Here is a 13,042-nt window from a genome sequence, read left to right as displayed (position 1 = left end):
ATAGAAGAGTGGAAAGAAAATGAGCGGAAGGAAATCAAAATGATAAAAAAAATATTGCGAGTTACTTCTATTGTAATTACTATTTTCGTTTTTGTTTTAATTTGGATGCATATTGACGTTACGCTCGGAAGAAAAATGGAAGTCGGGAAAAATATGCCGACAGAGTACGCTCCTCATTATAGTGATTTTCAATTATATGTAGAAGGAAAGTCATTTTATAAACAGTTATTTACTGATATAAGAGAGGCGAAGCAATCTATTTACACGTATTTTTTTATTTTGTCGGATGATAAAAGTAGCCATACTTTTTTAAACTTATTAAAAGAGAAGGCAAAAGAAGGAGTAAACGTCTATTTATCAGTTGATCGCATTAATGATTTATCATTTGAAAGAAAGATGAAAAATGAATTGCGGGAAAGTGGTGTGCATTTTACATATAGTAGAAAACCTGAATTGCCATTCGGATTTTATTCACTTCACCATCGTAATCATCGCCGTATTACGACCATTGATGGGGAGATTGGGTATACAGGTGGTTTTAATATGGGAGATGAGTACTTAGGAAAAGATAAGCGATTTGGATATTGGCGTGATTATCATGTGCGGCTTAGAGGAGAAGGAGCGAAAGATTTAGAAGAGCAATTCGCTTTAGATTGGAGACGAGATACGAAAGAACATATAAAAAGAAGTACGAATAAAGCTAGTAAAGGGAGCACATTACATACGATGACTAGCTATAATGGACATTACGTCGCTGAAAAGTATATCGAATTAATAAAACAAGCGAAGCATTCAATTGTCATTACAACACCTTATTTTATAGCGAAAAATAAAGAATTTATGAATGCTTTAATTGAAGCGCAAAAACGTGGTGTCACAGTGAAAATACTTTGGTCATATAAACCAGATATTCCTCTTATTAAAGAGGCAGCGTATCCTTACATTCGTCAAGCTGTTAATAATGGGATTAAAGTATATGGTTATAAAAAAGGAATGTTTCATGGAAAGTTAATGCTGATTGATAATGAACTAACTGTTATCGGTACAACGAACATAACTGCACGTAGCTTTTATATTAATGATGAGATGAATTTGTATATTCACGGTGGGACTATCGTATCAGAAGTGAATGAGGCATTAACAAAAGATTTTCGTGATTCAAAAGAGATGACGAAAGAGTTTTTTGAGAAGTTATCTTTTTGGGAGCGGTGTAAGGAGAAATTAGCAGGATTGGTGGACTTTTATTTATAAAGGTTAATGGAAAAGGGTGTCTTTTATAGACACCCTTTTTAATGAGAAATCATTAGTTTTCATGCATAAGCAATGAAGCATCATCATTAATCAATGTCCCCACATGCTCACCTAAGCAAATTCTTTTCATAACTCCAGGCTCATCAAAGTTAAAGACGTGTGCTGGCAAATTATAATCACGGGCAAGTAATAAAGCGGCTTGATCCATTACTTGTATGTTTTGCCTAACAATGTCGTTATAGTTTAGTTTTCTGTACATTTTTGCTGATTTATTATGTTTTGGATCACTAGTAAAGACGCCATCTACTCCTTGTTTTGCGACTAATATAGCGTCACTATTCATTTCAATGGCTCTTTGAACACTTGGATAATCTGTCGTAACAAATGGTTGCCCGTTACCACCTCCAAAGATAATGATATAACCGTTATCTAAATGATGTACTGCGCGTAGGCGGATATATGGTTCAGCTACAGCATTAAACGGGATGGAAGTCATAACGCGTACTTCTTTATTTGTTTTACTTGTTAAAACGCCGCGTAGCATTAGACTGTTGATAATTGTACCTAACGTACCGATATTATCAGCTTCTACACGATCAATTCCCCATTCTTCAGCTAAATGACCTCTGAAAATGTTACCGCCTCCGATGACAATAGATACCTCGATACCTAAATCAACAATGGATAAAATCTCGTTTGCGATATGTTCTAATCTTTTGGAGTTAAAGCTATTTCCGGTTTGATCGGCAAGTGCACCGCCGCTTAATTTAATTAAGACACGTTTATATGGCCTCATAACAATTCCCCCCTATATAGATCGCAATAAAAAAGGAACAAAGGCAAATGCCTTTGTTCCTTTTTTAGAAAATGAAAAAGAAAAGAAGAAGATAGGACGAATTTTTGTACATAATTTTTCATATCATCCACTCCTTTTCATTTCGATTTGTTGTAAGTATATATCTTTTTGATTATACGAAACAATCTGATTACTTATCAAGTATATTTTATTTCTTTTTAATGAAAAGGTGTCAATGAAAAAGAAAAGAAAAATTTTCGAATTTTTTGTGACGAACTTGTAGGTTTTTGTATGATTTTGTAGGTTCGCCTATAAGATGTGTGAGTAAGCTTTTATAAATACGAAATGAAAGCGTTCGCATGAAGGGGATGAACATAAATGAAAAAATTCGGATTGGCAACACAAATTTTTGTCGCGCTTGTTTTAGGGATTGTAGTAGGGGCAATCTTTTATGGCAATAAAACGGCGATTTCTTATATCACACCAATTGGGGATATATTTATTCACTTAATTAAAATGATTGTAGTACCAATTGTTATTTCAGCATTAATTGTTGCGGTAGCTGGTGTAGGAGATATGAAGAAGCTTGGGAAACTGGGCGGTAAGACAATTCTTTATTTCGAAATTATTACGACGATTGCTATTTTAATGGGATTACTTGCAGCGAATATATTCCAACCAGGTACTGGCGTTGATATGAGTAATTTACAGCAAAGTGATATTTCTTCTTATAAACAAACAGCAGATGCAACAGAGAAGAAAGGCTTTGCAGAAACGATTGTTCATATTGTACCGAAAAACGTATTTGAATCGATTGCACAAGGTGACTTATTACCGATTATTTTCTTCTCAGTATTATTCGGTTTAGGAGTTGCGGCAATTGGAGACAAAGGAAAGCCCGTCTTTAACTTCTTTGAAGGTGTACTCGAAGCGATGTTTTGGGTTACAAATCAAGTTATGAAATTTGCACCATTTGGTGTATTCGCATTAATTGCAGTTACGGTTGCAAAATTTGGTGTAGCAACACTACTTCCTTTAGGAAAACTAGTGCTAGCTGTATACGTAACTGTTATACTATTCGTTGTGATTGTATTAGGGATTAATGCACGAATGGTTGGCGTAAACATTTTTACATTAATGAAAATTTTAAAAGAAGAACTTATTCTTTCATTTACGACAGCAAGTTCAGAAGCTGTTTTACCTAATATAATGAGAAAAATGGAAGAGTTCGGTTGTCCAAAGGCAGTTGCCTCTTTCGTTATTCCGACAGGTTATACATTCAACTTGACTGGATCGGCTATTTATCAAGCGTTAGCGGCATTGTTTGTTGCACAAATGTACGGTGTGCACATGTCACTGACAGAGCAAATTACGTTATTATTCGTTCTCATGTTAACATCCAAGGGTATGGCGGGAGTTCCAGGTGCATCGTTCGTTGTTGTATTAGCAACGTTAGGTTCAATGGGATTACCACTAGAAGGTATAGCGTTAATTGCGGGAATTGACCGCATTTTAGATATGATTCGCTCATCTGTCAATGTATTAGGAAATGCATTAGCGGCCATTGTTATGTCGAAGTGGGAAGGCGAATTCGATAATGAGAAAGCAAAACAATATGTAGAAACAGTCAAAGAAACAAAAGCAGCATAAGAAATCGTTAAGGAGTGAATAATCATGGCAACATTAACTGAAGTTAAAAATGGTGTTCGAATTGAAAAAGATTTTTTAGGTGAAAAAGAAGTGCCAAACTATGCATACTACGGCGTACAAACAATGCGTGCAGTAGAAAACTTCCCAATTACAGGATACAAAATCCATGAAGGCTTAATTAAAGCATTCGCAATTGTAAAAAAGGCTGCAGCGCTTGCTAATACAGATGTAGGAAGATTGGAATTGAACAAGGGCGGCGCGATCGCAGAAGCCGCTCAAGAAATTCTTGATGGAAAATGGCATGATCATTTCATCGTAGATCCAATCCAAGGCGGAGCAGGTACTTCAATGAATATGAATGCAAATGAAGTCATTGCCAATCGTGCTCTTGAATTATTAGGAATGGAAAAGGGAGACTATCATTATATTAGTCCAAATAGTCATGTAAACATGGCGCAATCAACAAACGATGCATTCCCAACGGCGATTCATATTGCAACATTAAATGCATTAGAAGGCTTATTACAAACGATGGGTTATATGCACGATGTATTTGAATTAAAAGCAGAGCAGTTCGATCATGTTATTAAAATGGGTCGTACACATTTACAAGACGCTGTGCCAATTCGTCTTGGACAAGAATTTAAAGCGTATTCTCGCGTACTTGAACGTGATATGAAACGTATCAAGCAATCACGTCAACATCTATATGAAGTAAATATGGGAGCAACTGCAGTTGGTACAGGCTTAAATGCAGATCCAGAATATATTGAAGCAGTTGTAAAACATTTAGCTACAATTAGTGAACTGCCACTTGTTGGTGCAGAAGACTTAGTAGATGCAACGCAAAATACGGATGCATACACAGAAGTATCAGCAGCACTGAAAGTATGTATGATGAATATGTCTAAAATTGCGAATGACCTTCGCTTAATGGCATCAGGTCCACGTGTTGGCTTAGCGGAAATTATGTTGCCTGCTCGTCAACCAGGTTCATCTATTATGCCAGGGAAAGTAAACCCTGTTATGCCAGAAGTAATTAATCAAATTGCGTTCCAAGTAATTGGTAACGACCATACAATTTGCCTTGCTTCAGAAGCAGGACAATTAGAATTAAACGTTATGGAACCAGTACTTGTTTTCAACTTACTTCAATCTATTAGCATTATGAATAACGGTTTCCGTGCCTTTACAGATAATTGCTTAAAAGGAATTGAAGCGAATGAAGATCGCTTAAAAGAGTATGTTGAGAAGAGTGTAGGAATTATTACAGCCGTGAACCCTCATATCGGTTATGAAGCAGCAGCTCGCGTTGCGAAAGAAGCAATTGCAACAGGTCAATCCGTTCGAGAACTTTGTGTGAAAAATGGTGTACTGTCACAAGAAGACCTAGAGTTAATTCTAGATCCATTCGAAATGACGCACCCAGGGATTGCAGGAGCAACTCTTTTAAAGAAAAATTAAAAGAAGAGGGGGACAATCCCCTCTTTTTTGTTTACAATATAGAAATGCTATATATGAATAGAGGTAGGGATGTTATGAGTAAGTTTACAGTAGCTTCTAATGGTTCATTAGAAACGACATTAAGAGGAGTAGAAGTATTATCGACACCACTTTTAAATAAAGGGGTCGCTTTCACGCAAGAAGAGAGAGAAGAATTAGGTTTAAAAGGGTTATTACCGCCAGCAGTTTTAACTTTAGAAGAACAAGCACGCCGAGCGTATGAACAATTTTGTTCTCAGCCGGATGATTTATTAAAGAACGTATACTTAACAGCGTTACATGATCGAAATGAAGTATTATTTTATCGTATATTAACAAATCACTTACGTGAAATGTTACCAATTGTATATACACCAACAGTCGGTGTAGCAATTCAAAGGTATAGTCATGAATACCGTAAACCACGTGGTGTGTATTTATCAATTAACGATCCGTCGGGTATCGAAGAAGCATTCGCCAATATCGGTGCAACAGCTGAAAACATTGATTTAGTCGTTGTAACAGATGGAGAAGGCATACTTGGAATTGGTGACTGGGGTGTTGGTGGTATAAACATCGCAATCGGGAAATTAGCTGTTTATACGGCCGCAGTTGGTATCGATCCTAGCCGTGTATTACCGGTAATTTTAGATGTGGGTACAAATCGTGAGGAACTATTAAACAATCCATTTTATATTGGAAATCGTCACCCTCGTATAACTGGTGAAGCTTACGATGAATTTATTGATACATTTGTACAAGCAGTGAATAAACAATTCCCGAAAGCACTTTTACATTGGGAAGACTTTAGCTCTCGAAATGCACGAAAAATTTTAGATAAATATCGTCATGATATTTGTACATTTAATGATGATATTCAAGGTACAGGTGCAGTTTCACTTGCTGCTGTGTTATCGGCAGTGAAAGTTTCGGGTGTACCTTTAAGTGAACACCGCGTTGTTGTGTTTGGTGCTGGTACGGCTGGAATCGGTATCGCAGATCAAGTTAGAGATGCAATGGTCCGCGTTGGCGTATCAGAAGAAGAATCATATAAGCGTTTCTGGTGTATTGATCGTAACGGGTTAGTTACAGATAATATGGAAGATCTTCTTGATTTCCAAATTCCATATGCAAGAAAAGAAGCGGAAGTAAGTGAGTGGAAACAAAATGATGTGATCGGACTTGCTGAAGTTGTGAAGCATGTAAAACCGACAATTTTAATCGGTACATCAACTGTTGCAGGAGCATTCAAAGAAGAGATTATTAAAGAAATGGCTTCTCACGTAGAAAGACCAATCATTTTACCGATGTCGAATCCGACGCCACTTGCTGAAGCAAAACCAGCTGATTTAATCGAGTGGACAGAAGGAAGAGCATTAGTTGCAACAGGAAGTCCATTTGAACCAGTTACATACAACGGTGTAACGTATGTGATTGGACAATCAAATAACGCACTTATTTTCCCAGGTCTTGGTCTTGGAACAATTGTTGTACGTGCAAGCGTCATGACGGATGGAATGTTTGCAGCAGCTGCTGAAGCAGTTGCAAGCATGGTAGATACAAGTCAGCCAGGGGCACCTATCTTACCAGAAGTTGAAGAGCTACGTAATATCTCGGAAATGGTTGCAATTGAAGTAGCGAAAGTTGCCGTTGCAGAAGGTGTTGCTAGAGAGAACTTAAGTGATAACGATATCAAGATTGCAGTGAAAGAAGCAATATGGGAGCCGGAGTACCGCCAAATAAAAGCGGTAGAAAAGGTTAGAATATAGAAATAAAGCCCGTTTATTATAATAAGCGGGCTTTCACTTTTATTGTCGAAAAAAGTATAGGAAGTGGCACCTTTGAATTGGAATCAATTATGGAAGAAAGATATATCCCTTTTAATTATATTAATGGTAGTTGTTCCGATTGCTGGAGAGCTTAATTTTCATCCTTTTAACGATACGTTTCGCGTTAGCTTTGGGACACCGCTTTTCTTCTTTTTATTATTATTTTTAAGAAGAATACCAGCAGGGGCTGCGGGTATTCTTGTCGGTATATGTGTCGTTTTATTCCGTGTATGCCTTGATTGGATCATGCAAGGTTCATTTCATATGACAGAATCATTTTATTTGCGCTATGCTGTGTTCTTTTATTATTTTATTTATGGAAGTCTTTTTTCACTTTGTAGGGTGAATAAGTTTCATCAGAAACCAATCGTTATTGGGTGCCTTGGAATTACAATTGAAATTATCGCAAGTATGTCAGAACTTGCGATTTATCATATGGTAGTACTCAGTACAACAATAACAGTTTCTGAAGTGAATAAATTAATTATTATTGCTATTTTTCGTAGTTTCTTTGCACTTGGCTTTTTAAATATGATGATTTTATATGAAACGAAATTAAAAGAGTCACAAGTCCGAAAAGAAAATGAAAAAATGTTAATGCACCTTTCAAATTTATATGTAGAATCTGTTCACTTGAAAAAAACGTTACAAAATGCAGAGTTGATTACACAAGAAGCATATCAACTATATCGGAATTTACAGACAAGCGATGATTCTAGCAGTAAAATAGCATTGAAAATAGCGGGAGAAGTACATGAAATAAAAAAGGATAATCAAAGAATTTTTGCAGGGTTATCTAAACTGTTATTAGATAAAAATGTGGCTGAGTATGTAGAAGGACATGAGCTTACAGAAATGATCGTAAGAATAAATGAGAAATATGCTGAAATGCTAGGGAAAGATATACGTTTTTCAAAACATATAGAAGGTGAACACGCTGCATATCACGTGTATACAGTGCTATCAATCTTTAATAATTTAGTTGCCAATGCAGTGGAAGCAATTGAAGATAGAGGTCTCATTCGTATTAAGTTATATAAACGAGATCAACATGTAATCTTTGAAGTAATTGACGATGGCCCTGGTATTGCACAAAAGTATAAGAAATTAGTATTTAAGCCAGGGTTTACTTCCAAGTATGATCAAACAGGAACACCGTCAACAGGTATTGGACTTTCTTACATACACGAAATGGTAACAGAGCTCGGCGGAGAAGTAAGGTTAGAAGACAATGAAACAGGAAAAGGGTGTAAGTTTATCGTTTGTTTACCGGAGTGCAGTTTAAAGCGGGAAGGGGAATAGGTTTGTTTTATTATATCGTAGATGATGATGAAGTTTTCCGTTCGATGCTTTCGCAAATTATTGAGGATGGCGATCTTGGGGAAGTAATTGGAGAATCGGAAGATGGAGCTTTTGTTGAAGCAGAACAGCTAAATTATAAAAAAGTAGATATTTTATTTATTGATTTACTAATGCCGATGAGAGATGGCATTGAAACAGTTCGCCATATAGCGTCTTCATTTACTGGGAAAATTATTATGATTTCCCAAGTGGAATCGAAACAGCTCATTGGTGAGGCGTATACACTTGGTGTAGAATATTATATTACGAAACCACTAAACAAAATAGAAGTAATATCTGTTGTACGAAAAGTGATGGAGCGTATTCGTTTGGAACGTTCTATATATGACATTCAAAAATCATTAAATAATGTGTTTCAGTGGGAAAATCCGCAAATGCGTAGTGAAACAGTGCAAGAAGGAAAAAAGTTATCAGATTCAGGACGCTTCTTACTAGCAGAACTCGGTATTGCGGGAGAGAACGGAAGTAAAGATTTACTTAGTATGCTGGAATATTTATACGGACAAGAAAAGGCGCAAACATTTGAATTTGGATTTCCTGCGTTAAAAGATATTTTTCACCAAATAACATTAAAAAAATTAGATCATATAGCTTCGGATGCAGATATAGATAAGGAGAGAAAAGCATCTGAACAACGTGTAAGAAGAGCGATTTATCAATCATTGAATCATTTAGCCTCCCTCGGACTAACAGACTTTTCAAATCCAAAATTTGAAAGCTATGCTCCGAAATTTTTTGATTTTACGATAGTTAGAAAACGGATGACAGAAATGACAAAGGATGAACTAGCGACTTCTGGCCATATACGAATTAATACGAAAAAATTTATTCAAGTGTTATATTTTGAGGCGAAACGGTTGATGGAGATAGAGTGAAGAAGGTGCTTATAAATAAGCATCTTTTTTTGTTCAATCAATATTTTATATTTTCTCGTAGAGCATGTAAAATGTTAAGTAAGAGAAAATGGTTTTACATTAAGGAAGTGTCAAAACAATGAGTTTTACATTAAATAAATCGATTATAAAAGAAGTATGCGGAGAGACCTCATATAAAAGAGGTGAAGCTTATTATAAAGCAAATAAAGTAATCGTGAATCATTATGATGAAACGAAAGAAATTTGTGAGGCGACGGTAAAAGGGAATGAAGATTTTCATGTTACAGTAGAAAAAGCTAAAAAAGGTGATGTAGTTGCGAGATGTAGTTGTCCTTCATTAGCGTCTTTTCAAACGTACTGTCAACATGTTGCAGCCGTACTGATACAAATAAATTATAACCAGCAAACGGGCGGCATGTCCGAAAATATGAGCGGAAATGATCAATTAACGAGCGGAATGTTTCAGTTGTTTGCAGACAAACCACTGCGGCCAAAAAGTAAACAACACCGTTTTGATACACGTGAAATATTAGATGTTGCGTTTATATGTTCACCAGTAGCGACGAAAAGTGGTGGGGCCCTTCTTGGAATTCAGTTAAAACTTGCGAAAATATATTTTATAAAGCATATTAGAGAATTTCTTTCTAAAGTGGAGAAGAGAGAGACTTTTCATTGTTCTAATGAATTTACATACACACCAGATGTACATAGCTTCAGCCAGGAAACAGATGCGGTTATTCAGCAGCTTATTAAAATGTATCATAATGAAAAAATGTATGAAGATGCGTTAGAAGTACATGCGAAACAAGATGAAAGTATGATATTCATACCGCCAGCTTCGTGGAAAGATATGCTCTCTTCACTTTCTAAAGTTGAGTATGTACAGCTGAAACAAAATGAACAACAGTTTCAGGGTTTACAAATTTCAAACGGTTTATTGCCATTACATTTTGAGTTTACGAAAGGAAATAATGGTGGATTCACACTTCATATAGACGGCCTAAATCGTGTTCAAGTTATGGAAATGTATAACAACGCTCTTTACGATGGGAAATTATATCATTTACCTATGGAAGATTGTATGCGACTTATTGAATTGCAAAAGATGATGAGTCGCTCAAATAGCAATCAGTTTTATATTCCTGAAAGTAAGATGGAACATTTTGTAGCGAAAGTTGTGCCAGGATTAATGAAACTGGGAACGGTACGCATTGATGAAGTAATATCAGATCGTGTTGAAACGCCGTCGCTAAAAGCAAAGCTGTATTTAGATCGAGTGAAAAATCGTTTGTTAGCAGGTCTTGAATTTCATTATGGAAACGTCATGATCAATCCGTTAGAAGAAGATGGACAGCCGTCTGTTTTTAATCGTGATGAGAAAAAGGAAAAAGAGATTTTAGACATTATGAGTGAAAGTGCCTTTGCAAAAACAGAAGGCGGTTATTTTATGCATAATGAAGAGGCTGAGTATAACTTTTTATATCACGTCGTTCCGTCGTTAAAAGGCTTGGTTGACATTTATGCGACGACAGCAATTAAATTACGTATTCATAAAGGGGATACAGCACCACTTATTAGAGTGAGAAGAAAAGAAAGAATTGATTGGTTGTCATTTCGTTTTGATATAAAAGGAATACCGGAAGCAGAAATTAAAGGTGTATTAGTGGCTCTTGAAGAGAAACGCAAATATTATCGATTAGCGAATGGTTCTTTATTATCACTAGAGAGCAAAGAGTTTAATGAAATTAATCAGTTTGTAAAAGAATCAGGTATTCGAAAAGAATTTTTACATGGGGAAGAAGTGAATGTTCCGCTTATTCGGAGTGTGAAATGGATGAACGGACTTCACGAAGGTAATGTTTTAAGTTTAGATGAGTCTGTTCAAGATTTAGTGGAAAGCATTCAAAATCCGAAAAAATTAAAGTTTACAGTGCCGCAAACTTTAAATGCTGTAATGAGAGAGTATCAAGTATACGGATTTGAGTGGATGAAAACACTCGCCTATTACCGTTTTGGCGGTATTTTAGCAGACGATATGGGACTTGGAAAAACGCTGCAAAGTATTGCTTACATAGATTCTGTGTTGCCTGAAATTCGAGAAAAAAAACTACCTATATTAGTCGTTTCACCGTCCTCTCTTGTTTATAATTGGTTTAGTGAATTGAAAAAATTCGCCCCGCATATTAGAGCGGTTATTGCAGATGGAAATCAAACAGAGCGGCGAAAAATATTAAAAGACATAGTGGAATTTGATGTCGTAATTACGTCATATCCATTACTGAGAAGAGATATAAGATCGTATGCGAGGCCGTTTCATACACTGTTTCTTGATGAAGCACAGGCGTTTAAAAATCCTACAACCCAAACTGCAAAAGCAGTGAAAACAATTCAAGCTGAATACCGTTTCGGGCTAACGGGAACGCCTGTAGAAAATTCATTAGAAGAGCTATGGTCTATCTTCCATGTCGTATTTCCGGAATTATTACCAGGAAGAAAAGAATTCGGTGATTTAAGGCGCGAAGATATAGCGAAGCGCGTAAAACCTTTCGTATTAAGACGATTAAAAGAAGACGTATTACAGGAGCTTCCAGATAAAATAGAGCACTTACAGTCATCGGAGTTATTACCAGATCAAAAGAGACTTTATGCCGCTTATTTAGCGAAATTAAGGGAAGAAACGTTAAAACATTTAGATAAAGATACGTTACGTAAAAATAAAATTAGAATTTTAGCTGGCTTAACGAGATTGCGACAAATTTGTAATCATCCGGCTTTATTTGTTGATGATTATAAGGGTAGTTCAGCTAAATTTGAACAACTACTAGAGATACTAGAGGAATGCAGAAGTACTGGTAAGAGAATTTTAATCTTTTCTCAATTTACGAAGATGCTGTCTATTATTGGTCGTGAGTTAAATCGTCAAGCGATTCCATACTTTTATTTAGACGGGAGTACACCATCACAAGAACGTGTAGAGCTATGTAATCGGTTTAACGAGGGGGAAGGGGATCTATTTCTCATTTCTTTAAAAGCTGGTGGTACGGGTCTTAACTTAACGGGTGCCGATACAGTTATATTATACGATTTATGGTGGAATCCAGCTGTTGAACAACAAGCAGCTGATAGAGCATATCGAATGGGACAAAAAAATACGGTACAAGTTATTAAGTTGGTGGCCCACGGAACAATTGAGGAAAAAATGCATGAACTGCAAGAGAGTAAGAAAAATTTAATCGCTCAAGTGATTGAGCCGGGAGAAGAGAAATTATCATCAATGACGGAGGAAGAAATTCGAGATATTTTAATGATTTAATATAAAAAGCTATGCCTTCAAATGTATGAGTGCATAGCTTTTTTGTTGTAATAATTATATTTTGTTTTGTACAAAGTAAAGAAATCAAATGGTATTTAAATTACTTCTTTGTACCTTTACTTTTGTATGGCTTTGCAGCTGCCTTTTTCTTTGCACTTGATTGCCAACGATTCCATCCCTTACTTCCTGTACCTTGCCCTACACCTTTTTTCGGTTTTGCTTTCGTTTTACTCATATGATCACTCCGTTATATAAAAATCTTATTTGATAATAGTCAATGATTTAGAAAATACTCTTTATAAATGACTATGATTACTTTAAGTAAAAATAAACTGCTTGAATGCTATAGTATAACATGAATTTGCAAGTAAACTGAAAGGAATTACAAAGAAAATGAAAATAATACGAAATACTGCGGATTCTATATTTCGAACGATTACATTACTTGTTGTGTATATGTTAGTCTCGGTTAGTGAAACGTTTT

The 13,042-nt window shown here is 35.9% G+C and carries 9 protein-coding genes; 7 read left to right on the top strand and 2 right to left on the bottom strand.

The features are described 5' to 3' along the window. Positions 1-39 precede the first annotated feature (39 nt). Positions 40-1,251 (top strand): cardiolipin synthase, encoded by a 1,212-nt coding sequence (cls, locus tag FS802_RS05180; RefSeq protein ID WP_141545871.1) that lies wholly within the window; start codon positions 40-42, stop codon positions 1,249-1,251. Positions 1,252-1,303: 52 nt separating this feature from the next. Here cls and pyrH read toward each other — a convergent pair whose 3' ends face one another. After that, positions 1,304-2,047 (bottom strand): UMP kinase, encoded by a 744-nt coding sequence (gene pyrH / locus FS802_RS05175; protein WP_064476472.1) that lies wholly within the window; start codon positions 2,045-2,047, stop codon positions 1,304-1,306. 378 nt (positions 2,048-2,425) lie between these two features. Between pyrH and FS802_RS05170 the strand changes: the two genes are divergently transcribed. The 6 genes from FS802_RS05170 to FS802_RS05145 all read left to right on the top strand — a co-directional run bounded on the left by FS802_RS05170 (position 2,426) and on the right by FS802_RS05145 (position 12,558). Continuing rightward, positions 2,426-3,697 (top strand): cation:dicarboxylate symporter family transporter, encoded by a 1,272-nt coding sequence (locus tag FS802_RS05170; protein ID WP_000713278.1) that lies wholly within the window; start codon positions 2,426-2,428, stop codon positions 3,695-3,697. A 24-nt stretch (positions 3,698-3,721) separates the two neighbouring features. After that, on the top strand, positions 3,722-5,161 hold the full coding sequence (aspA, locus tag FS802_RS05165) for an aspartate ammonia-lyase (RefSeq protein WP_000224176.1): 1,440 nt from the start codon (positions 3,722-3,724) through the stop codon (positions 5,159-5,161). A gap of 74 nt (positions 5,162-5,235) precedes the next feature. Further along, entirely contained in the window at positions 5,236-6,948 is a 1,713-nt protein-coding gene (gene malS, locus FS802_RS05160) for an oxaloacetate-decarboxylating malate dehydrogenase (RefSeq protein WP_002096733.1), read from the top strand. A gap of 63 nt (positions 6,949-7,011) precedes the next feature. Further along, the gene (locus FS802_RS05155) at positions 7,012-8,310 is read left to right on the top strand and encodes a sensor histidine kinase (protein WP_080014180.1); all 1,299 of its coding nucleotides are present in this window, start codon (positions 7,012-7,014) and stop codon (positions 8,308-8,310) included. Between the two features lie 2 nt (positions 8,311-8,312). Continuing rightward, entirely contained in the window at positions 8,313-9,245 is a 933-nt protein-coding gene (locus tag FS802_RS05150) for a response regulator (RefSeq protein WP_098707256.1), read from the top strand. Positions 9,246-9,363: 118 nt separating this feature from the next. Beyond that, complete coding sequence (locus FS802_RS05145) at positions 9,364-12,558, top strand: DEAD/DEAH box helicase (RefSeq protein WP_098654425.1); 3,195 nt, start codon at positions 9,364-9,366, stop codon at positions 12,556-12,558. Positions 12,559-12,658: 100 nt separating this feature from the next. Here the strand turns inward: FS802_RS05145 and FS802_RS05140 are convergent, their stop codons facing one another. Then, positions 12,659-12,793, bottom strand: a complete 135-nt coding sequence (locus FS802_RS05140) for a DUF3934 domain-containing protein (RefSeq protein WP_000047588.1) — start codon at positions 12,791-12,793, stop codon at positions 12,659-12,661. Positions 12,794-13,042 lie beyond the last annotated feature (249 nt).

The organism is Bacillus sp. DE0042, from assembly GCF_007680225.1.
Taxonomy (GTDB): Bacteria; Bacillota; Bacilli; order Bacillales; family Bacillaceae_G; genus Bacillus_A; species Bacillus_A wiedmannii.
This window is presented reverse-complemented; position numbering and strand designations above follow the sequence as displayed.

Bases quoted from the DNA above. Each gene is read 5' to 3' on its own strand.
- cls (WP_141545871.1), top strand. From the start codon at position 40: ATGATAAAAAAAATATTGCGAGTTACTTCTATTGTAATTACTATTTTC.
- pyrH (WP_064476472.1), bottom strand. From the start codon at position 2,047: ATGAGGCCATATAAACGTGTCTTAATTAAATTAAGCGGCGGTGCACTT.
- FS802_RS05170 (WP_000713278.1), top strand. From the start codon at position 2,426: ATGAAAAAATTCGGATTGGCAACACAAATTTTTGTCGCGCTTGTTTTA.
- aspA (WP_000224176.1), top strand. From the start codon at position 3,722: ATGGCAACATTAACTGAAGTTAAAAATGGTGTTCGAATTGAAAAAGAT.
- malS (WP_002096733.1), top strand. From the start codon at position 5,236: ATGAGTAAGTTTACAGTAGCTTCTAATGGTTCATTAGAAACGACATTA.
- FS802_RS05145 (WP_098654425.1), top strand. From the start codon at position 9,364: ATGAGTTTTACATTAAATAAATCGATTATAAAAGAAGTATGCGGAGAG.
- FS802_RS05140 (WP_000047588.1), bottom strand. From the start codon at position 12,793: ATGAGTAAAACGAAAGCAAAACCGAAAAAAGGTGTAGGGCAAGGTACA.